Source organism: Vibrio harveyi NBRC 15634 = ATCC 14126 = KCTC 12724 (assembly GCF_001591145.1).
GTDB classification, from domain to species: domain Bacteria; phylum Pseudomonadota; class Gammaproteobacteria; order Enterobacterales; family Vibrionaceae; genus Vibrio; species Vibrio harveyi.
This window is the reverse complement of sequence record NZ_BCUF01000027.1, coordinates 1-22,192: the sequence shown is the minus strand read 5'-3', so window position 1 is coordinate 22,192 and position 22,192 is coordinate 1. Positions and strand designations below refer to the sequence as shown.

Sequence of the window (22,192 nt, the reverse complement as noted above, 5' to 3'; positions counted from 1 at the left end):
TTATGAAACTCTCACGACGCAACTTTATGAAAGGTACCGCTTCTTTGGGTGCTTTTGCTTCTGTCGGCTTATCAGGCTACGCACTAGCGACACCGAGCAATGACTTCCGCGCTTTGATCTGTGTTTATATGGATGGCGGTAACGATGCAATCAATACCTTCTTGCCACTCTCCGACTTTCATTATGATCAATATGCCAGCGTGCGCGGTAAGTTATCGGTCGCAAAAAATACCGTCATTCCGATTGGCTTAAACGCCAGAGATAATCGAGGAAATGAGGTGCCTTTGGGGGTGCACCCTAAGTTGGCTCGATTAACGGAGGTCTTTGAAAATGGCGATGCGACGGTCGTCCTGAACAGTGGCGTACTTGAACAGCCAATGTCAAAGCAGATGATCGAGTCTGGCGAAGTGCCCTTACCGGATCAACTCTTTTCTCACAACTCGCAGACCAAAACTCTGATGCGTGGCGGTATGGATACGTTTTCAAACCTTGGTTGGGCAGGACGTATGCTCGACATAATGGGACGAACGTCTGAGATTACTCCACTCTACAGTGTTCATGGTGACTCCTTATGGTTGCGCTCACTTGAACATAGGCAAACAGTTTTGAAAAAGGACCGCGCCGTTCAGTTGAGTGCGATTGGAAACCCGCTTTACAAAGAAGTGTACGATCAGTTGTTAGCCACTTCTCCCGATAATCCATTCAGCGGGCATTTTAATCTCATGGTGGATGAATCAATGACCATGAGTGGTGTGTTAGCTGAGCAACTGCATAACGTCGACAATGCGCCACTTTTTACCTCTACAACGCTAGGGAAACAGATGCAGACGGTTTACAAGCTTATCGCAAGCCAGAGCCAATTAAACCAACAACGACAAGTGTTCTTTGTTAAACATACTGGTTACGATGTTCATGATTCACAGCTTTCAAAACATCCTGCATTGCTAGAAGACTTGGCGACTAACCTGTTCGCTATGTATCGCGCTATTGATGCACTTGGAATGCGTGACAATGTCACTACATTTACCATGTCTGACTTTGGGCGACGCATGACAAATAATGGCAATGGTACCGATCATGGCTGGGGTGGACATCAATTTGTGATGGGAGGCGCGGTAAATGGTTTTCAACCAATTGGAACTTGGCCCGAATTGATACTAGATGGTGAAGATGATTACTCTAAAGGGCGTTTGATTCCAAGAATCGGCACTGATCAAGTAGGTGCAACCTTAGCTCAATGGATGGGCATTACTGATGGGACAGCAATGGATTACGTGTTCCCAAATATACGCAACTTCCCTTCCTCTAACCTTGGCTTTATGTCATAGCTGCTGCAATCCAGTACGCAAAAAAGGGAGCATTATGCTCCCTTTCATTTATTGAGTTTGATATCTCATTTAAGCGTCTTCGCTGCGTGGTCGTTCATTACATAGCTTGATTGCACGCTCTAGAAGTTCTAATGCGGTCTTATCGCTTTCTGGTAATGCCGCTTCACTTTCGCCAATTGGCGTTACGCGGTCACCCCATTTCAATACCGCCGCACCCCATGTCAAACCAGCGCCAAATGCAGCCAATAACATGTTATCACCTGGCTTCACGCGACCTTGCTCAAGAGCTTCACACAATGCGATTGGCACTGTTGCTGCTGATGTGTTGCCGTAGTTTTGAATATTCACGAACGCTTTTTCTTGTGGGATACCAGAAAGGTCACACAGCGTTTGGATGATACGGATGTTCGCTTGGTGCGGGATTACCACGTCGATTTGATCTGTAGTTAACTCTGAAGCTTTCAGAACCGTTTTCGCAGCCAGCCCCATGCCTTTAACTGCGCGCTTAAAGATCTCTTGACCAACAAAGTTGAAATCCCAATAACCGTTGTCTTCAGCGAAGCGGTCCATGCATGTACCAAACTTAGGAACAGAGAGAATGTCTCGCCCTTTTGCATCACAACCAATTTGTGATTGCAGAAGACCCGTTTCTTGCTCTGTACGTGTCAGAACGACTGCACCAGCGCCATCACCGAACAATACTGCCGTATCACGCATTGCCCAGTCGATGTAGAAAGAAAGACGTTCCGCACCAATGATGATCGCATTACGGTAGTTGCCCGACTGGATCAAACGCGTACCAGTTTCAAGACCGTAGACAAAACCCGTACATGCCGCGTTTAAATCGAACGCGGCAGCAGAGCGAATACCAAGGTTTTGTTGCACCTTAGAGGCAATGTTTGGAATAAGAGAATCAGGAGAGCATGTCGCAACAATGATAAGGTCGATGTCACTCGCTTCCACGCCAGCACGAGCCATCGCATGTTGCGCAGCTACCGTTGCCATGTCCGACGTATTTACGTGGCTAATGCGACGGTTTTCAATACCAGTACGGGTGCGAATCCATTCATCTGAAGTTTCAAGGAAAGTGCTAAGGTCGTCGTTAGAGAGCGAAGCTGGTGGAAGGCATTTTCCCCAGCCAGTAATTTCAGCGTAGTAATTTGTCATCGCAGACCTATTTATTGTTGTATTTTAATGAAATTTCTTAGAACCTGTTCGGGTCCAAATACAAACCTGTCATATCGTATTTCGGCAGGCTAAAAAATAAGTATACAAATTATGAAGCAGACTGGTAAGTCATGTTTTCATCAAGTTGTCATAAAGGAAGAAGTCATGTCATCGTTTAAAACTCGTTGCCCGTCTTGTGGCGGTTTAAATCGTGTCCCTAATGAGCGAGTTGCAGAAGCTGCAAGTTGCGGTAAATGTAAGAACGCTTTATTTGATGGTGCGCCTGTAGAAGGCACCATCGATAACTTCTCAGCACTACTAGAGAGTGACACTCCGGTTGTGGTTGATTTCTGGGCGCCATGGTGCAATCCATGCGTTGGTTTTGCTCCTGTTTTCTCGGATGTCGCACAAGAACAGACCGGAAACGCTCGTTTTGTCAAGATTGATACTGAAGCTCAACAACAATTGGCGGCTCAATTTGGTATTCGTAGTATCCCTACCATCATGGTTTTTAAGAATGGACAACGCGTTGACATGATCAACGGAGCATTACCAAAAACTCAATTCGATCATTGGCTAAATCAAGCACTTAACAAATAAACCCCGTCGCCAGCCTCGCTCTCGGGCTGGCGTTTTTATGCAGCATTTCCTCATAGAATTTCGATAAATAACTTTTGTCGAAACGACTCAAATATATCGTTTTACTTGCCTATTAATTAGCCTCATATTCGCGCCGAATAACCCCTGATTTTTACTTAACTTATAGGCGCAAAACATTGGAAAACACAGCCATTCCTGCAGCATCACCACGAGTCACAGTTCCTGTCGTAGCACTGTCTCTTTATGCAGTGGCATCAGGCTATTTGATGAGCTTGATCCCTCTTATGCTTGGTGAATACAACATCTCTGCTGATTACGCGAGTTGGTTGGCGAGTGTGTTCTATGGCGGTCTATTGTTTGGCGCCATGTTCTTTGAGCGAATCGTTCGCAGCGTTGGACACCGTAAAGCGTTTGTCGGTAGCTTGGCAGCCTTTTCTCTGACGATCATCGTTTTGCCAATTATTCCTAATGGTATGGTATGGCTATTTTCACGCTTTATTGCTGGCATCGCAGTAGCGGGCGTATTCGTCATCGTAGAATCATGGCTAATGTCTGGCGATGAATCCTCACGCGCTAAACGTTTGAGTCTATACATGCTTTCTTTGTACGGCGGTTCTGCGCTTGGTCAATTTGGCATTGGCATTCTTGGCGTAAGTGGTGGCGTCCCTTTTGTTGCCATCACGACACTGATCTTGATGGCGATGCTAGTGCTACTATTCATCGACTGTGAACAACCAAACAGCCATGAGTCTACTGCACTGTCGTTCAAACAGATTTCAAAACTAAGCCACGCAGCAATCATTGGTTGTGTTGTTTCTGGTCTTACTCTGGGAGCAATTTACGGTCTGATGCCAGTAGAGCTCGCAAACCGTAAAATCAGCCACCAAGACATTGGTACTTTGATGGCGTTAGTGATTCTGGGCGGTATGTTGGTTCAACCTATGGTGACAACCTTAAACAAGTACATGGCACGTACTGTACTAATGGCGTTCTTCTGCATCCTTGGCATTTTCTCTATCGGACTGACTTTCATTTCTTCGTCAGCGGTGGTGTTGGCAGTGGCGTTGTTCCTATTGGGCATGGCGACATTTGCTCTATACCCAATTGCGATTAACCTAGGTTGTGAAGGCTTAGACGAGCGTTTCATCGTGTCTGCAACGCAAGTCATGTTGTTTAGCTACAGCGTGGGCTCAGTAGCAGGTCCAGTGGTTGCTGATAAATTTATGGGTCAAATGCACGGTTTGTTGGGCTACTTATTTGCAGCATTACTTGCAACTTGCATTTACATGCTAATCGCAGCAACTAAATCCAAGCACCAAATGGCGGCAGGTTTGTAATTTTTAACCTGTCCCAACCAGACAAAAGAAACGAGGGTTCATGCCCTCGTTTTTTTGTTTCTGAAATACTCTACTGTTTAAATCATTGGGGAATTAAACCGGCTCATTAGTTTTGATTCTCCAATAATTTCTTGCGATAACGTGTTGGCGAACTGCCGTAGAACTTTTTAAATCGGTGCGTGAAGTTGTAAGGATCACGATAACCCAATCGGTTTGCTATCATGACAACCGACCAAGCTGGATACTGTAATAAGTCCGCCGCTTTGTGCATGCGAAGCTCAATTAACTTGCTCCTCGGACTCATGTTGAATAATTGCTTGGACAGTCGGTTAAACTGCTCTTCACTTATAAAACATCGCTTTGCCATCTCGGCGACCGTCCAAGGTAGGTGCAGTTGCCCTTCCACTTCATTAAATAATGTTTGAACGCGAGAAAGCGAGCTACTGATAGGCGTTTCGACGCTTTTGACTAAACGTTGTACTTCGCTGATCAATAACTGACGAAAACCAGTACGACCGCCTATCTCATTGTAGAGCAAGGTCATTAACGCCCAAATTTGCTCTGAACCTTGGAAAGGCATGACCGTCTGACCAAGATCCGACAGATGCCGCCAAGAACCTGCATTCTGAGGTAGTAGCCAAACCATTTTCCAATGATCTTTGTCAGGATTCATTTCAAACCGAAAGCACGTATCGACAGGCAAAATGGTCAGCGTATAAGGTTCTATCTCTTTGACAGAATCGGGGGTTATCAGAACGCCACCACCTTCAACCGTAAACAACAAAGTATGCACACCAACTTTGTTTCTTTCGACATGATAACCATCACGTAACTCAGCCAAGCCTGCCATAAAAATGTCTGCACGATGCCACTCAGGAATCTCTGTCAAAGTGAGAAAGCGTTCCTTACATGCAGGAGCCAAGTACACGTCATCTTGCCATTCCGTTTTGGTTGTAAATTGCCCGATGACGGATTTGCACAGCTTTTGTGGTTTTTCACACATGTATTTCCTTTCCTATACGCTTTATATTCCTCTCAAAATTTGAGGAGTGACTATGGCAAACAACATTGGTATCAAAAATAGTGCTAACCCTTTATATAACCGGCTACTTAAGCAGATTGTCCGTTTGGGTTTTCCTGTCGCTATCCAGAGTACTTTGGTAGCAATACTTGCCTTAGCCGATGTTCTCATGGTTAGCGATTTTGGTAAAGAAGCAACCGCAGCTGTGGGAATTGCATCAAAATGGCATTTTGTCGCCATTATGATCATGGCAGGTTTAGCATCTGCAAATGGCACACTTGTTGCGCAATATTGGGGACGAGACGATGCCGTAAGTGCAAAAACCGTCACCGGTATTGCGATTCGTTTTGGTCTAAAGGTGCTTATTCCTATCACTCTAATTATCACAGTTGGCAGCGAAGTGATCATGCGCCTGCAAACCAGCGATATTCGAGTCATTGACCTTGGTTCTACCTACCTTTGGTATGCGTTCCCTGTGTTGCTACTGACTCACATCATTATTGTATTAGAAGCCAGCATGCGCTCTTCTGGTGACACCGTCACTCCGCTATCAATGGGAGCAATGACTATTGTGCTCAATATCGCTCTGAACTTTTGGCTCATTAAAGGCGGGCTAGGTATACCTGCAATGGGTGTTGCAGGTGCGGCATTAGCGACGACGATTTCTCGCTTATTCCAAGTGCTAGCCATGATTGGCTATATGCGTTGGCGTAAACATTGGTTATTGGAAGTAAAAGAAGGGGTTGAACGCCCCTCTTTGTGGCTCTCTTATCGCCGTTTGGCATTACCAATGACCTTAGGCGCGCTACTTTGGGCCATTGGTACGATGGTGTATCAAATGATTTTTGGTCACATGGGCACGACAGAACTCGCGGTGTTTAGCATGTTAGGTCCATTTGAATCTCTGTGTTACTCCATCTTTTTTGGAATCTCTGTTGCGTGTTCAGTGATGATTGGGCAGTCGTTAGGGCGTGATGAGTTTGAACAAGCTCAGCACATGGCAAGCTTCTTCATTAAAGCGGTGTTTGTGTTTGGTATTTCGATTGGCGCATTACTGCTACTAAATCGAGAGTTAATCATTGCAGCATTGAACCTAGATAACTCAGAACTTTACCCACTCGCGGCACCCGCAGTCGTGATTTTATGTAGCGCGATTTGGCTCCGCATGCTCAACATGATCATCATAAACGGCATTATTCGAGCGGGTGGCGATAACGTCTTTTGTTTACGCATGGACTTTATCGCGATGTGGATGACTGGATTGCCTTTGTGCGCCGTCGCCGCGTTCGTCTTAGACTGGGAGTTTAAATACGTTTACGCACTAATGATCGCAGAAGAAGTAGTGAAATTGGCACTGTGTTATCGTCGATACACGCAAAAGTATTGGATCAAGAATCTCACCGTTGTTACGACTTCTTAGTACGTTTTTAACTAGGCTTCTTGGCTTCGCGTTCAGCACTCATTCGTTTGTGGCGATTCGACACATTGGCAGCTGGTTTATTTGGAACCTCACGCTTCTCATGCACCAAGTGCCGAATCGCTAAGATCGGATGCTTGAGTAACATTCTCGGTCCTGAATAACGCATCACTAAACGCATTTGCTCTTTAGGCTCGGGTTTGTAGCAATGTATTGGGCATTTATTGCAAGTCGGCTTATCTTCTCCGTAAGGACAACGATCAAGCCGAACTTCCGCATATTCTAACAATTCGCGACATTCCGCGCATAGCTCACCTTTTGTGCCATGGTGGTCTTTACAGTAAACCTCGACCATCGCCTTAACGGTTTTAAATTCAGTGGCGAGTTTACCTAACAAAATGTCGCTCATTTTTTTCCTCTAACTAAAACAGCTTCATACCCAAGTGACTTCAAGATGCAGGATTCAGAGCCCTGTCATTGATTCGAGAGCAAGGAAAACTACGCCGTGTAATAGCAAGCTCTCTCCAAGTTGTTTGACGTAGCCATTTGTTTGACTAAAAAACCAAGTCATTCACGCTGAACCTAGTATCTCGGGTTACTTGGTATAACCCAGAGACCTTAACAATAAGGCTTTAACTAAAAGGACCTTAGTTACTTATCTGGTTACAACTCCTTCGTATAGAGCTGTAAAGTTCGACCATTATCGTAAGTCTGCTCAACGCGTTCAAACTGAAAACCCAATTTTTCTAGCAAACTTATACTGCGAATATTGTCATTATTGGTGATAGCGACCAAGTTTTCTATATTCATTTCCTCACGAGCAAAATCCACGACGACACTTGCGGCTTCTTTCGCGTAACCTTTGCCATAAGCGCTAGGCAGATAACCGTAACCAATATCAAACGCTGTTAATGTATCGCGTTTAACCAAACCACAAATGCCAACTGGCTGTTTATCATGGTTGGTTTCAACCACCAGCAAACTGACACCCTTAAGTTCCTGCATTCTTAACATGTTATCTTGGATGTAACGCTTGGCTTCTTCTAGGGTTCGAATTTGTTTGTCACCGACGAAACGATAAAAGTCTGGCTGGTTGTAGAGTTCTAAAATAAACGGCGCATCTTCTACACTGACAAGACGCAGTGTGAGGCGCTTGGTAGTAAGTGTTTTCATAGGGAATCCATTAGGGTTGTAACTTGGCGGAAAAATCACTATCCTGCCCCGCTAAATTAAAGGACCAACACCATGAACCGCAAGAAGAAAATTAATTCGATTTTAAAAGCGAAGCAGAAAAAACAAAATGCAAAGCTTCATAAGAGCAATAAGCCTCGCTACATCTCAAAAGCAGAACGCGCGAAGATGGAAGCGGAACAGCAAGCTAATGAGCAAACTTCACAAGCCACTGAAGAAACTCAAGCAACAGACGAAGCATAAAAGAAAAGCCGCATAACGCGGCTTTTTTTATCCAAATTTAACGTGCTTATTTGTATCTCAGATACGGACTTTTAGTACTCAAGGCTGTAGTTAAGCGTGAACGTACGACCTCTTCCCTTATAGTCATAAGCAGCAGACTCATAGTGAGTTGCGTATAGGATTTGCGCACGTTGTCCCCACACCGTGGTGTAATCCTCGTTAAACAGGTTTTGGATTCCGAATCCTAATTGACCAACAGGCAGTATCACGCTGCCTAGCAAATCAAATGTTGTGTATCCATCTAACTTGTTGTTCGCATCATCTTCGTAATCGAACATAGTTTGGCTTTGTAGACGCACAGAGTAATCGTTTTGGTACCATGCTGCCCAAGCGTTCGCTTTAGATGTACTTGCCTTACCAGCACTCAAATCTTCCCATTTACCATTGGTCTTCAGTTCAGATACGACATAATGACCAGAAGCACCAACAAGAATATCGCTGGTTACCCAGTAGTTAATGTTTGCTTCCGCACCATACACACGTTGCTCGTCATCCACACTGGTAATCAGCAAAGTTTTACGGTCGTATTTGATTGAGTTATCTGACAACGAGTAATAACCCGCTGCTTGAAGAGACAACGCTTCCTTATCTAAACGGTAACCAATTTCGTAACTGTCCGTTTTAATGCCTGACAATTTAGAATCAGATACATTGATGCTGTCCTTTAGTGCGTAATGACCATTTGCATCTACTGCATCGTAACTGCCCTGACCATAGTATTTCGCTGGGTCCGCCAGTTGGAAACCTTGGGAGAAGTTAGCCCAAACTTGCGACTCATCATTCAACCGATAGATAGTGCCAAGGTTGAATAGGTTAACTGAGTAATCTGTACTGCCACCTGGCACTGAATCAGCCGACGTTCCCGCTCCTGCAGCAATCTTCTTCTGCACACTATAAGCGACAAAGTCATCAACTTTGTTATCCATGTATTGATGGCGATAACCTGCTTCTACAGACCAATCCGAAGTAATTTGGTAGTCCCCTTGAATAAACAATGCGTAAGAAGACACGTCTACGCCAGGGTAACGACCAACTTGTGCATACGTCTTGTTTATCAAGTTTCCAGAATTATTAGCAATCGTCGAATCGAAGAGTGCTTGGTTACTGTCGAAACGATCAAGATAAGCATCAATACCATAGATAAGATTAAAATCGTTCCAATTCTTCGCTAACGCCAGACGCCCTGCAAAAACCTCTGTTTCTTGCTGAGAAGCACTTTGGAAATATGGTGTGAAAGTTTGGTCTTCACTTCGATAGGACAACTCACCAATCAATTGATGACCTAATACAGACTCATGGCTGTAACTTGCACTAAGAAGAACACGTTCTGTGCCGTGTTGGCGATCAGATTCAAATCCTTTACGTACATCGACGAAATCGCGCCCCACAATGTACAGACCATAAGGCGAGTCTTGTTGACTATCATAGTATTGCGCAACTAGGCTAAGCTGGCTTTCATCTGACGTTTGAATCTCCGCAGAGCCCATCACATCAAGCGTTGAATTGTACTGCAGTGAACCTTGTGAGATGTCCGGCGTGACAATGTCACCATTACCATCATAGAAACCCTGAGTTTCGCCGTACACCACCGAACCACGCGCACTTACTTTATCGTTTCCGCCAGAGACAGATTGGGCAACCTTATAATCAAAATCGTCACCACCATTAAAACCGGTCGTACCGCTCACGTAAGATTCAAATGCAAGTTCATCTGACGTCGCTTTCTTTGTGACAATATTTATCACACCACCCGTTGCGCCGGCACCGTATATCGATGTCGCACCGGATAACACCTCAATACGTTCAATATTGAATGGGTCAATCGCGTCGAGTTGACGACTGATTGGGCGTGAGGATTGTAATGACACCCCATCGATCATAACCAACATTGCACGCCCACGGAGGTTCTGCGCGTAGTTAGTTCGACCACCCGTACCAACGTCTAATGACGGAATCGTTGCCGATAAGATGTCACCAAGGTTTTTTCCTGCTCGGTATTGTTGAGCGATCTGCTCTTGATCAACGAACCAAACCGTACCCGGAATGTCTGAAATGGACTTAGGCATAACACTGCCAACCACCACTACTTGTTCATCTGCATTACTTTGTTCGCTTATGTTAGATTTTTCTGCAAGCGCTTGAATTGCATAGCCACTGCTCATCGCAAGCATGATGAGATTTAAAGAAAACTTCCTTTTTATCATTGTCTTTATCTTTTTATAAATTACAGAGTCGACAATAATACTCATTCTCAATCATAGATCGAGCACTGTTACATATGTTATACGTTTGTTACCTTGCGACACTTCGAGATTTGACGAGTTGCTTATTTTCCTCTGTTCGAGGGCAATCTTCGCACAGTTTTCGCCCTTCACATTTGTAGACTAAACAGCAGCTTTTTCGGACTAATTTCAAAGGACGCTCGTCTGAAAAAGCGTACAGGGATGATGTATTTTCAGAACTTAACCCAAGCGCTTCCAACCACAACTTTGCATGCTGGTGAATGAGCTCGTCACTAAATTGAGGAAAATGTTGCTGGAGTCGGATCAAGCATGCCATCACACCATCAGACATCAATTGATGAGTAAAGCCCGGGCGTATGCGAGTCCAATCACTCATTTGAATCTGATAGAAGTCATAAAGTGCACGTATTTGCTTACCAGCTTCGACAATCAGTTCTTCAATTTCACCATGAATATGCTGTTCATCAGCAAAGCGGTAACCCGTGACAAACCCTTGCTGCACGTATTGCCCCATCCCCCGTAGATTTGGCAAAGTGTGAAATCCATAGATCGAAATGAATGCTACATACATAGGCTGCCAACAAAGCAGGTCCCATGTTCGAGTTAGCCAATAGGCTTTACCCGCTTCAGGATGCGCTTGAGAAAGCGATTGGTAGAGTGATTGTACAATTGGATTGATGTTGTTATCGATATGGATTGCACTAGCACCAATCTCACCAATACTGCCGTGTAAGAATGGCGTGACTTCCTTTGAGTAATGGAAGAGTTGCGGAAAAAACTGCTCAGACATTGTTGTGTTTACGTACGTTTTTGTTTGAACGCAGTTATACGCAAGCCAAGCACTCAATGCAAATAATTATCAGTAATGTTTACGCCGTATCACTTTGACGTGCTACAGAGCATTAAAATCAATAAAAAGCCGCAAATAAACGGCAGCAAAACAAACCATTATACCGCGAAGATGCACCAAAATGGTTCGGTTTAACGTCAGAACTAGTGGATAAAAACATTCCAACAACACCAGCTCAAAGGCAGCGTAACACTTTGGCTCCGTAGCGTGAGTTATTCCCAATTATTAGACATTACTATTTCCTATGAAATGGAATGTGAACAAGGCTAAGTATTTTTTTCTTGAATATAGAAACAATAAAAGTCCCTGTTTCTAATAAGGAAATTAAACATGTTGTATCTTGAGTTTCTATTTTTGCTCGTGATGCTGTATATCGGTTCACGGTATGGCGGCATTGGTCTTGGTGTTGTTTCAGGTATTGGTTTGGTCATTGAGGTTTTCATCTTCAAGATGCCACCAACCTCCCCACCCGTCACTGTAATGCTGATCATCCTTGCGGTAGTTACTTGTGCTTCCATTCTTGAAGCCGCTGGCGGTTTGAAATACATGTTGCAGGTAGCCGAGCGCGTACTGCGTAAGAACCCTAAGCGCGTTACCCTCATTGCACCGTTCGTCACTTACTTTATGACCTTTCTACTTGGTACTGGTCACGCGGTATACTCCATCATGCCAATCATTGGCGACGTTGCGTTGAAAAACGGTATTCGCCCTGAGCGTCCGATGGCTGCGGCATCCGTTGCTTCTCAAATCGCAATCACGGCATCACCAATTTCAGCCGCTGTGGTTTACTACCTAGCACAGCTGTCTGACATTCAACACGAAATCACCTTGCTATCGATTCTTCTCGTAACAGTACCAGCAACTTTGTTTGGTACGCTGTTGATGTCGCTATACAGCTTAAAACGCGGTAAAGAGCTTGAAGATGATGAAGAGTACCAAGAGCGTCTAAAAGATCCGGTTTGGCGTGAGAAAATCTTAAACACAACGGCAACTTCTTTGGACGAAGTGCTTCCAGCGAGCGCACGCAACTCTGTTTTGCTGTTCATTCTGTCGATTCTTGTGATCGTCGTTATTGCGATGTGGCCGGAAGTGCGAACCATCGTCGATGGCGCGAAGCCAATCAGCATGGCGGTGGTTATTCAGATGATGATGCTCTGCTTCGGCGGTATTATTTTGCTTGCGACCAAAACCGACCCACGTGACGTGCCAAACGGCGTAGTTTTTAAATCCGGCATGGTGGCAGCAATTGCTATCTTCGGTATTGCATGGATGTCAGATACCTACTTCCAATACGCGATGCCTCAATTCAAGTCCGGCATTGTTGAAATGGTAACCAACTATCCTTGGACGTTCGCACTCGCGCTATTCATCGTATCAGTAGTAGTGAACTCTCAAGCAGCAACAGCGCGTATGATGTTACCTGTTGGTCTCGGACTAGGCTTGGACCCTGCACTGCTTATCGGCTTAATGCCAGCGGTTTACGGCTACTTCTTTATCCCTAACTACCCTTCTGATATCGCGACAGTAAACTTCGATACTTCAGGTACGACTAAGATTGGCAAGTGGTACTTCAACCACTCATTCATGTCTGTGGGTTTAATTGGTGTGATTGGTGCTTGTTGCTTGGGTTACGTGCTAGGACAAATGATCATTCCTTCGTAACTAACCAACTTATAGTTCGGGGCGAGTCATTGTACGTTAACGTACAGCCTGAAGTGACTCGCCCTTTCTTTATTCTCAAAGCTATACAGCGAGAAGAAGTTAAAGAAGAAAGTCGTCATCGACAGCAACAAAATGGTCCGCGCAATCAATCAAGGTTTGGGAAGTTAACTTTGGTACGCCATACACTGTGACTTTCTTGTTAAAGCGTTGCTGAATGCGTTCCACCAACAAACTAAAATCGCCATCGCCAGATACCAGAACCACTTCATCCACTTCCGGCGCAATCTCAATCGCATCTAGCGTGATACCTACATCCCAGTCGCCTTTCGAGCTCCCGTCACGACGTTGAATATAAGGTTTAAGCATCACCTCAAACCCAACACCACGCAAAATATGGTGGAACTGACGCTGTTTTGGGTCATTGCTCGCAATGGCATAGGCACGCGCACTCACCACTTCTTTTCCTTGTGTCGCGACATACCAAAACTGGTTGTAATCAAAATTGCTGCGGTACGCTTCACGACAGGTGTAATACACGTTCTGTACGTCGACTAAGATTGCGATCTTTTGTTTGCTTTCAGAGTTCATCTATTTAATACGCTTTATTTGTTTGCCGCATACCCTATGCCACTTTGGACCAAAGCACAATGAGCTAATTCCACTAAACTTACCGTATAACGTGATAAACGAAGTCTCACGTTTCAAGGAGGGAGCCATGAACAAGTCGACGTTAGCCCTTTTGCTTGCATGCCTCATATCAGGCAATGCGTTTGGTTATCCAGCACACTCACAGTACTGGCCACATCGCAGTGTCCTATACTTTGCCCCTGCGAATGACGACCACGTAAAACAGTTTTTGCTCGAAGCTTTGATGAATGAATGTGAATTGGAAGACCGCGATGTGATCACTTTAGTGATTGCAGAGGACGGTTTTACTGAACCTTCATGGTTAAAAGAAGAGTTCGATTTGAAAATGCTGGCTGCTCTCTACGAAGTCAAAGCAGGTCAACACACTGCGATTCTTTTGGGTAAAGACGGAGAAGAGAAACACCGCTGGGGTGCGAAGACTGATTGGCAGTTCATCAACGATTTGATCGATGAAATGCCAATGCGAAAAAGAGAGATGCAACAGAAACGCAGTCCTTGCGCGATCTAATGCTTAAGACTAAGTCTTCAGTTATTTTCCAAACCAATCCAATTTGCTGTGCAATTGCGTCACGCTGCCAACCACAATCAACGCAGGGCTCACTGCTTGTTCTGCCATATTAGATAGCTCGTTCAGATTACCTTGGAATACGCGCTGCTCTGTACGTGTGCCGTTTTCAATGATCGCGCATGGCATCTCTGGGTCTAATCCATGTGTGATAAGCTTATCCATGATATGACCGCTTTGCTTCAACCCCATATAGAACACAAGCGTGTTGTTTGACTGCGCTAGCGAGTGCCATTCAATTTCACGACCATCTTTTTGTACGTGGCCAGTAATGAACTGAACGCTTTGCGCGTGGTCACGATGCGTTAATGGAATACCTGCGTAAGCCGTTGCACCCGCAGCAGCTGTGATACCCGGAACCACTTCGTATTTGATGCCGAATTCTGCTAGCTCTTCTAGCTCTTCACCGCCACGACCAAAGATAAATGAATCGCCGCCTTTTAGACGTACAACGCGTTTACCTTCTTGCGCTTTTTGCACCAAGATTTGGTTGATTTGATCTTGAGGCACGCAGTGAAAGTCCAACTTTTTACCTACGTAGATCATCTCTGCTGATGCGTGAGCCAATTCTAGAATGTCTGTCGACACCAATCGGTCATACACCACAACTTCGGCTGCTTGAATGGCTTTTAAGCCCTTTACTGTCAGTAAATCTGGATCACCCGGACCTGCACCAACAAGAGAAACAAAGCCGCTGTTTAAAGATGAGTTAACAGTTGTCATATCAACGCCTATTGAAAAATTTAGATATAAAGAGAGACTCTGACAAAGAAACGCTTTTTATAGCCAAATAGCTTATTAGTATATGGGAACGAGGTTCCCTGCTCTGGAGTCCTTCATCTAAGGAATGACAGGCTTTTCGCTTTGCTTGTTATCGCATTAGATGAGCAGTACTTGTTGAATTGCTCCTATTTGAGTCATTCCCGAAAGCGACGAAGGAGCGTAGTCGGGAATCTCTCAGTTCAAGTCCAAAGAGAGTCCCGACTTGTTCATTACCTAATATTGGCAATAAACCTCAATTACTTAGCCATTGCAGGCTGTGCTTTTACTTCTTCTTCAGCATTGATAGAAGGCGCAGTTTTAGCGTGAGTTAGGTACAGTGGAATACAAGTCATCACTAGACCACCAACGATGTTACCTAGGATGGTTGGGATAAGGTTGAAATTCAACCAAGTCGCAATACCGAAATCAGCACCTAGAATCATACCTAGTGGGAATAGGAACATGTTTACCACTGTGTGCTCAAATACTAGTGCGAAGAAGATGAAGATTGGGAACCACATCATTGCTACACGACCAGACACTGAACGTGCAGTCATGTTGCCGATAACGCCAAGACACACCATTAGGTTACAGAAGATGCCGCGTACGAAACACGTGATCCATCCGTCCATGCCCATATTTTCGAAACCAAGACTACGTGCTGTAGAAACAGCAACGAATTTCTTCGCTACTGCGTTCAATTCTAGAGAGAAGTTACCTGTTAGAGAGATAGCCACTAGGTAAGCAACGATTAGAGAACCGATTAGGTTACCCAAACCAACCAAACCCCAACAACGGAAGATACGACCCCAAGTGATACCAGGACGGTTTGCAAATTTAGCTAGAGGAGCCAGACCAAAAACACCTGTTACTAGGTCGTAACCCATCACACTTAGAATCACGAAACCAACTGGAAAGACAAGCGCACCCACAACGCCCACGCCCGTTTGTACGATAGTCGTAATAGCCACAACCACCGCCAGCGACAGGATGATACCCGCCATTGTACCGCGGAGTAACAAATCGCGAGTACTGGTGTTGGTTTTCGCTTCACCCACGTTGATCATGGTTTGAACGAATTCTGCAGGCTTAAAATCAGTAGACATGAATGTGTCCTTATTCAAAAAGTGAAAGTTAAAAAATTAAAGATTGAATAGAGAAAGGCTTCCCGTTAACTCAGTAACATCTCGCTTCCCTGTTCCCCGCAGATGACTCTGGAAAGCCTTTACCTATTAAATCTAGATCTCGTTTCATTCCCTCCCCCTTAGAGGAGGGAATGGAAACCAAGCTTATGCAGAAATCTCTACTTCGCCGTTGGTTACGCGCGTTTTGTACGCTTTCACGCTAAAACGCTCGTCTTCCATGCACGCACCTGTAGTCAGGTTAAAGCGCTGCTTTTTAAGTGGGCTTGCCACCCAAAGCTCGCCTTGGTGCTCACAGATCAAACCGCGAGAAAGCACGTTTGATTGGAAGAACGGGTCTGTGTTGCTGATTGCCAGCACTTCTTCTGCTTGTGTTGGGCGGAATACCGCAACTTGCTGACCATCAACCAGTGCACAAACACCCGTGCCCGGTACGATGTCGCTGATTTGGCAAATCTTTTCAAATGACATAATCAACCTTCCCTTATGCTTCAGTGATCGCTACGTGTAGGATGTCGCCTTTCGCTTCAGGGTGTTTTTCCGTGAAGGTTGCTGGGCGGTGCTGTTCACGCTCTTGTACAAACACGACGTTTTCATCGCGCTTGTCAGAGTTGATGAAGTGCGCGAAGCGTGTCAGTTGTGATTCGTCGTTGATAGTCGCAGTCCACTCACACTCGTATTCGTCTACAAGTTTCGCTACGTCTGCTTCTAATTGCGCGTTGATGCCAAGTTTGTCGTCAACAATCACTTCGCGTAGGTAGTCAACGCCACCTTCCATGTTTTCCATCCAAACTGATGTGCGTTGTAGTGGCGCAGCAGTACGGATGTAGAACATCATGAAGCGGTCGATGTACTTGATCAGCGTTTCTTTATCTAGGTCGCTTGCTAGTAGGTCTGCGTGACGAGGTTTCATGCCGCCGTTACCACATACGTACATGTTCCAGCCTGCGTCAGTCGCGATGATACCAAGGTCTTTACCTTGTGCTTCCGCACACTCACGAGTACAGCCAGAAACACCGAACTTCATCTTATGAGGAGTACGAATGCCTTTGTAACGGTTCTCGATGTAGGAACCTAGACCAACAGAGTCTTGAACACCGTAACGACACCACGTTGAGCCAACACAGGTCTTCGCCATACGAAGTGCTTTTGCGTACGCTTGACCTGTTTCGAAACCAGCGTCGATAAGCTTGCGCCAGATCTCTGGAAGATCGTCTTTTTGTGCACCAAACAGACCAATACGTTGAGCACCGGTTACTTTGGTGTATAGGTTGTATTCTGCAGCAACGTTCGCTAGCGCACCCAGTGCTTGAGGCGTTACTTCACCACCCGCCATACGTGGGATCACAGAGTAAGTACCGTCTTTTTGGATGTTACCTAGGAAGTTGTCGTTCGTGTCGTGCAGCTTAACCAGTTGTGGCTTAAGAATGTGCTCACCCCAACAAGAAGCCAAGATAGAACCAGCCAATGGTTTACAAACTTCACAGCCGTAACCTTTACCGTATTTTTCTAGAAGCTCATCAAACGTTTTGATCTCTTCAATGCGGATTAGGTGGAATAATTCTTGGCGTGAGTATGCAAAGTGCTCACACACGTCGTTCTTCACTTCGATACCAGATTTAGCAAGCTCAGCATTTAGAACAGAAGTGACTAGAGGAATACAACCGCCACAGCCTGTACCTGCGCCAGTCACGGCTTTGATGTCGCCCAATGTGTGGTGACCATCAGCAACCGCTTGTGCGATCTTGCCTTTGGTCACGTCGAAACAAGAACAGATTACTGCGCTTTCTGGTAGAGCGTCTGCACCTAGTGCTGGTTTCTCAGCGCCTGCGTGTGCAGGAAGGATCAACGCATCCGGGTGTTCTGGTAGGTCGATTTCGTTCAACATAAGTTGAAGTAGGTCGCCGTAATCAGAGGTGTCACCGACCATAACCGCGCCAAGCAGTTTCTTGTTGTCTTCAGAAACGATAAGACGTTTGTAAACTTCTTGCTCTTCGTTTTGGTAAACGTAACTCTTACAGCCTTCGGTACGACCGTTCGCGTCACCGATTGAACCTACTTTTACACCAAGAAGTTTCAGCTTCGCAGACATGTCAGCGCCTTCGAATTTGCTTTCTGTGTTACCTAGTAGATGATCAACGGCAACTGTCGCCATCTTGTAGCCAGGAGCAACAAGACCGTAGAACATTTCATTCCAAGACGCACACTCACCGATGGCGTAGATGTTCTCATCAGAAGTCTGACAATGGTCGTTGATAGCAACACCGCCACGAGGTGCCACTTCTAGCTCCATTTGGCGTGCTAGTTTGTCTTGTGGACGAATACCTGCAGAGAATACGATGAAGTCTGTTTCTAGCTCTGAACCGTCAGCAAAACGCATAACATTGCGTGCGTTTGTGCCTTCTGCCGCAATCTCAAGCGTATTTTTGCTGGTGTGAACGTTCACGCCCATACGCTCGATCTTTTGACGAAGTTGGTTACCACCAGCAAGGTCAAGTTGCTCAGCCATTAGCTTTGGTGCGAACTCAACAACGTGCGTTTCTACTCCCAGAGCTTTCAATGCGCCTGCTGCTTCAAGACCTAGCAGACCACCACCGACAACAACGCCTGATTTGCTCTTCTTCGCACACGCTTCGATCGCTTTAAGATCTTCGATAGTACGGTAAACAAAACAGTCTTTGCTTTCGTGACCTTTGATAGGTGGAACAAATGGGAATGAGCCAGTAGCAAGAATCAGCTTGTCGTATTGAACTTCGCGACCAGTGCTTGAGTAAACAATGCGGTTTTCACGGTTAATGTTAATCGCGCGTTCGCCGATCAGCATGTTAATACCGTGTTTCTCGTAGAAGCCTTCTTTCACTAAAGAAAGTTCATCTGCAGTATGGTGAGAAAAGTAAGAGGAAAGGTGCACACGGTCGTATGCGACACGAGGTTCTTCACAGAAAACCGTAATGTCCATATTAGACATATCAGCTTTCTCGACTAAGTCTTCGATATAACGGTGGCCTACCATACCGTTACCGATGACTACTAGCTTCAACTTGCTCATTGTACTTCCTAAGGGTTAGGTTCTTATAACTGAGCGCATTGTTAAATGTGAAAGAAAATTAATACATGATGTAAATCAATTACGGAATCAAACTACCCTAAAGGGGTAGATAGGTTAAAACCCTCGATTTAAAAGGGTCTAACGGTAAATTTGCTACATCTTTGTGTAGTAATTCATCACCGAGAAGATAAACTCTTAACATTTCTTCATAAATGAAATGAATCTATTTGGCTGGTACGTGTTGAAAACGGTTTAGCAGTATTGAATTTGTTTGAAAAAATTCAACATTTTATGATGCGATAGAACTAGATCAGAGTAAGCCCTACTCTTTTACACCATTAGGCTCTGCTGATTATATTTCAATTGGTTTGTCCATAATCACAACGTTACGTCCTTTATCTTTGGCTAGGTATAAGTTCTTATCCGCAACCTCAAAGGCTTGTTCGAGTGCTTTCTCGCATGCATCCCCACTCGGATAAGGCGTTATTTTTGTCAAAGGCACCGCCCCTACTGAAATGGTCACAACCTGTGATGGAAGGTTTTTGGCATGTGGAATAGCTAAAGCCTCAACGGCTTGTCTTAAATGTTCTACTTTTGCTTGAAGCACATCTAAGGTATTCCCGTAAACAAGCAAGGCAAACTCCTCGCCGCCTAATCGAAACGACGGTTGGTCCTTACCTAAAAACGAGCGAAAGAGTTCAGCAACATCACATAACGTGTTATCCCCTTCGATATGTCCGTATGTGTCATTAAACTTTTTAAAGTTATCGATATCGCACAAAACGAAGCAGGCATAACTCATATTACCTACCGTTTGCTGAACAAACAGTGGTGCAGTACGTTTGTACAAGTAACGCGACCCTAATCCCGTCAAGGCATCAGTATCAGTTTGTTGACGAAGAACGCGCAACTGGTTTTTGATTTTCGTAATCAAGCTGGAATATGAACGAGCTAAGTCACCAATTTCATCCGATCGCTGAATTTCAGGAATATACGATTGGTCGATCTTTTCAATGTCTTTTTTCATCGACATTGAAAGACGCTTGAGTGGGCTAACAATCCACATGGTGACCATGTATATCATCACCATAGAGATTAACGAAGCGATTAACGCCTCATTAAGCAGCTCTTTAATTAGCGTCGTTTTGATAGTGTCGAGTTTACTTGCATCTAATACCGCCCAAATGTAGCCACCGTTTACGTTTCTTAAAGGCAGACAAACATGAAGCACCGATAGATTGGCATCGTAGTAGAAGTCGGTTTGTCGAAGATAATCTTTTGTCCATGGCAGATTGGTATCTTGATTGAGCCCCTTGCTGATTTGTAGTGCCTCTAAATCAACCTTTGCTTTGTTGATAAGGTATTGGAGCTTATTACGCTTAATTTCATCTGTGTCAGGCGTCGCCGCCAAGATGTGCTCAAGGTTTCCCTTTTGCGCTTGGAGCGCCCTTACCTCCTGATCGCTGACATCAATTCGCCACACTTGATTGGATTGTGCCAAATATCGAACTGCCACTTTTTGTTCTTTGTAATCTGACGTGCCGGAGACCTCAACAAACAGTAGACCATCGATGGCTCTGAAGTTCTCTTTGGTCGAAGGCATCATCAAGTTTGCGTAATTACGACCCGCTATAGAGCCGGAGAGAAACGTCATTTGTGAAGACAGGTGCGTTTTCGCCATAATCACTGCATGTTCGATACGCATATCCCATTCACTTTGGAAGCGCGTATAGGACAACCCAGAAATAATGGAAATCACTAAGACCAGATGCGATAAAAAAAGCATCTGGTTTATCGTCAACCAACCGAAAACTCGATTACTCACTTTGGACTACTGCTTATCTTTGTACACATCCAAAACGGGCTCTGCGCAAGTACCGTTTATACAGATGTCCTGATAAGTAGTATGGCAACTTTGACAAAACGAAGGCGCCAATGAAGGATGTGAATGGCTAATGTCTTTTCCTTTACGGTCATAGCTGCCATAAATTGCCATACCTCCAATATGTTCTGTCACCCACACGATACCTTCTACTTCTGAAATCGCCACCGCCGTCGGTCCATCTGTATACGGACCGTGAGTTTTGTATTGCTCTATTTTGGCCGGATTCACTCGGATAGTAAGTGGTGACCCCTGACCATTGTTGATCCAGCTGTAGGCTCTTACGGATTCTTGAATAAATAGTGAAGTATCTGGCGGCAGGACAGTATCTGCAGGTAGGTTTTGTGACTCTTTAACAACGGGCCAATCTTGCCACCCTTCTGGGTAACTTGCCATTGACGCTGCAAAAGCAGTATAAGATGCAGTGCTCATCATCAAGACTACGATTTGCCTGCTCAATTGTCTTAACACGTGTGTTTCTCCATAAACCGAATACGCTCTTCCTGAGCAAAAAGACTAACACTTTCATATATTAACAAGTGTTAATATATGATGCTATCAATTAGCCCTAAGTAATGCACATAGTTTATAGACAACAACGTTCTGTTAATACAGTTGAATGATCAAATTGGGATCATTGAGCAGTTATGCCCAGTCGAAAATCAGGGTGAAATAGAATTAAGAGTTAGATGTAAAGGTTATTGATACTTTTATCGAAGAATCACAACGAAAAGGCGAATTCTCATGACCGATTGGTCAGAGGTCTGAATTGAAACAAGAAAGAGAATGGAGGCGCCTCCCGGAGTCGAACCGAGGTCCACGGATTTGCAATCCGCTGCATAGCCACTCTGCCAAGGCGCCATAGTGTTTCGTATTGAAACTTTGAAAGGTTCGTAAGAGCGTTTGCTCTTTCGATTATCACCACGTTACTAAACCGAGATAGAGTCGTTTATCTTCAACGCCTTCGTTTTAATAAGCAGCAATTATACAGTAAACATTCAATAGATATGTAATGGTACTTTATTGAATGGAGGCGCCTCCCGGAA

The 22,192-nt window shown here is 44.8% G+C and carries 20 protein-coding genes and 1 tRNA gene; 7 read left to right on the top strand and 14 right to left on the bottom strand.

From position 1 onward, the window contains the following. Positions 1–2 precede the first annotated feature (2 nt). Positions 3–1,328 carry a DUF1501 domain-containing protein gene (locus VHA02S_RS14805; RefSeq protein WP_038898966.1) on the top strand — a complete coding sequence of 442 codons (1,326 nt, stop codon included), beginning with the start codon at positions 3–5 and terminating at the stop codon, positions 1,326–1,328. A 69-nt stretch (positions 1,329–1,397) separates the two neighbouring features. On the opposite strand, the gene VHA02S_RS14800 is transcribed toward VHA02S_RS14805, so the two are convergent. Then, on the bottom strand, positions 1,398–2,495 hold the full coding sequence (locus VHA02S_RS14800; RefSeq protein WP_017189083.1) for a ketoacyl-ACP synthase III: 1,098 nt from the start codon (positions 2,493–2,495) through the stop codon (positions 1,398–1,400). 165 nt (positions 2,496–2,660) lie between these two features. On the opposite strand from VHA02S_RS14800, the gene trxC reads away from it, so the two are divergent. After that, entirely contained in the window at positions 2,661–3,095 is a 435-nt protein-coding gene (trxC, locus tag VHA02S_RS14795; protein WP_038898968.1) for a thioredoxin TrxC, read from the top strand. 176 nt (positions 3,096–3,271) lie between these two features. Then, positions 3,272–4,432 (top strand): MFS transporter, encoded by a 1,161-nt coding sequence (locus VHA02S_RS14790; RefSeq protein ID WP_038898969.1) that lies wholly within the window; start codon positions 3,272–3,274, stop codon positions 4,430–4,432. Positions 4,433–4,538: 106 nt separating this feature from the next. Here VHA02S_RS14790 and VHA02S_RS14785 read toward each other — a convergent pair whose 3' ends face one another. Next, the gene (locus VHA02S_RS14785) at positions 4,539–5,435 is read right to left on the bottom strand and encodes a helix-turn-helix domain-containing protein (RefSeq protein WP_038898970.1); all 897 of its coding nucleotides are present in this window, start codon (positions 5,433–5,435) and stop codon (positions 4,539–4,541) included. Between the two features lie 52 nt (positions 5,436–5,487). On the opposite strand from VHA02S_RS14785, the gene VHA02S_RS14780 reads away from it, so the two are divergent. Beyond that, on the top strand, positions 5,488–6,873 hold the full coding sequence (locus VHA02S_RS14780; protein ID WP_038898972.1) for an MATE family efflux transporter: 1,386 nt from the start codon (positions 5,488–5,490) through the stop codon (positions 6,871–6,873). Between the two features lie 7 nt (positions 6,874–6,880). Here VHA02S_RS14780 and VHA02S_RS14775 read toward each other — a convergent pair whose 3' ends face one another. Then, on the bottom strand, positions 6,881–7,279 hold the full coding sequence (locus VHA02S_RS14775; RefSeq protein WP_005446930.1) for a nitrous oxide-stimulated promoter family protein: 399 nt from the start codon (positions 7,277–7,279) through the stop codon (positions 6,881–6,883). A 254-nt stretch (positions 7,280–7,533) separates the two neighbouring features. After that, complete coding sequence (locus VHA02S_RS14770) at positions 7,534–8,043, bottom strand: GNAT family N-acetyltransferase (RefSeq protein WP_017819651.1); 510 nt, start codon at positions 8,041–8,043, stop codon at positions 7,534–7,536. A 72-nt stretch (positions 8,044–8,115) separates the two neighbouring features. On the opposite strand from VHA02S_RS14770, the gene VHA02S_RS14765 reads away from it, so the two are divergent. Then, positions 8,116–8,304 carry a DUF2986 domain-containing protein gene (locus tag VHA02S_RS14765; protein ID WP_005446933.1) on the top strand — a complete coding sequence of 63 codons (189 nt, stop codon included), beginning with the start codon at positions 8,116–8,118 and terminating at the stop codon, positions 8,302–8,304. Positions 8,305–8,375: 71 nt separating this feature from the next. Here VHA02S_RS14765 and VHA02S_RS14760 read toward each other — a convergent pair whose 3' ends face one another. Continuing rightward, positions 8,376–10,547: a TonB-dependent receptor gene (locus VHA02S_RS14760; protein WP_038898973.1), complete on the bottom strand. Its 2,172-nt coding sequence runs from the start codon at positions 10,545–10,547 to the stop codon at positions 8,376–8,378. Positions 10,548–10,635: 88 nt separating this feature from the next. Continuing rightward, positions 10,636–11,376, bottom strand: coding sequence for a siderophore ferric iron reductase (locus VHA02S_RS14755; protein ID WP_038898974.1), 741 nt, complete (start codon positions 11,374–11,376; stop codon positions 10,636–10,638). Positions 11,377–11,766: 390 nt separating this feature from the next. On the opposite strand from VHA02S_RS14755, the gene VHA02S_RS14750 reads away from it, so the two are divergent. Next, a complete protein-coding gene (locus tag VHA02S_RS14750) occupies positions 11,767–13,098 on the top strand; it encodes an anaerobic C4-dicarboxylate transporter (RefSeq protein ID WP_005446939.1) in 1,332 nt (443 codons plus the stop codon). Between the two features lie 99 nt (positions 13,099–13,197). On the opposite strand, the gene VHA02S_RS14745 is transcribed toward VHA02S_RS14750, so the two are convergent. Then, positions 13,198–13,686 (bottom strand): LabA-like NYN domain-containing protein, encoded by a 489-nt coding sequence (locus VHA02S_RS14745; protein WP_005446941.1) that lies wholly within the window; start codon positions 13,684–13,686, stop codon positions 13,198–13,200. 127 nt (positions 13,687–13,813) lie between these two features. Between VHA02S_RS14745 and VHA02S_RS14740 the strand changes: the two genes are divergently transcribed. Further along, positions 13,814–14,254 (top strand): DUF4174 domain-containing protein, encoded by a 441-nt coding sequence (locus tag VHA02S_RS14740; protein WP_009696657.1) that lies wholly within the window; start codon positions 13,814–13,816, stop codon positions 14,252–14,254. A 21-nt stretch (positions 14,255–14,275) separates the two neighbouring features. On the opposite strand, the gene cobA is transcribed toward VHA02S_RS14740, so the two are convergent. The 7 genes from cobA to VHA02S_RS14705 all read right to left on the bottom strand — a co-directional run bounded on the left by cobA (position 14,276) and on the right by VHA02S_RS14705 (position 22,007). After that, on the bottom strand, positions 14,276–15,034 hold the full coding sequence (gene cobA, locus VHA02S_RS14735) for a uroporphyrinogen-III C-methyltransferase (protein ID WP_038898975.1): 759 nt from the start codon (positions 15,032–15,034) through the stop codon (positions 14,276–14,278). Positions 15,035–15,330: 296 nt separating this feature from the next. Then, a complete protein-coding gene (locus VHA02S_RS14730) occupies positions 15,331–16,179 on the bottom strand; it encodes a formate/nitrite transporter family protein (protein WP_005446948.1) in 849 nt (282 codons plus the stop codon). Between the two features lie 183 nt (positions 16,180–16,362). Next, a complete protein-coding gene (gene nirD, locus VHA02S_RS14725; RefSeq protein ID WP_005387969.1) occupies positions 16,363–16,686 on the bottom strand; it encodes a nitrite reductase small subunit NirD in 324 nt (107 codons plus the stop codon). A gap of 13 nt (positions 16,687–16,699) precedes the next feature. Further along, complete coding sequence (gene nirB, locus VHA02S_RS14720; protein ID WP_009696659.1) at positions 16,700–19,264, bottom strand: nitrite reductase large subunit NirB; 2,565 nt, start codon at positions 19,262–19,264, stop codon at positions 16,700–16,702. A gap of 352 nt (positions 19,265–19,616) precedes the next feature. After that, complete coding sequence (locus tag VHA02S_RS14715; protein ID WP_080640381.1) at positions 19,617–20,969, bottom strand: sensor domain-containing diguanylate cyclase; 1,353 nt, start codon at positions 20,967–20,969, stop codon at positions 19,617–19,619. Between the two features lie 126 nt (positions 20,970–21,095). Next, positions 21,096–21,581, bottom strand: coding sequence for a hypothetical protein (locus VHA02S_RS14710; RefSeq protein ID WP_050567828.1), 486 nt, complete (start codon positions 21,579–21,581; stop codon positions 21,096–21,098). A 352-nt stretch (positions 21,582–21,933) separates the two neighbouring features. Next, positions 21,934–22,007: transfer RNA gene (locus VHA02S_RS14705), tRNA-Cys, on the bottom strand. Between the last annotated feature and the right edge of the window lie 185 nt (positions 22,008–22,192).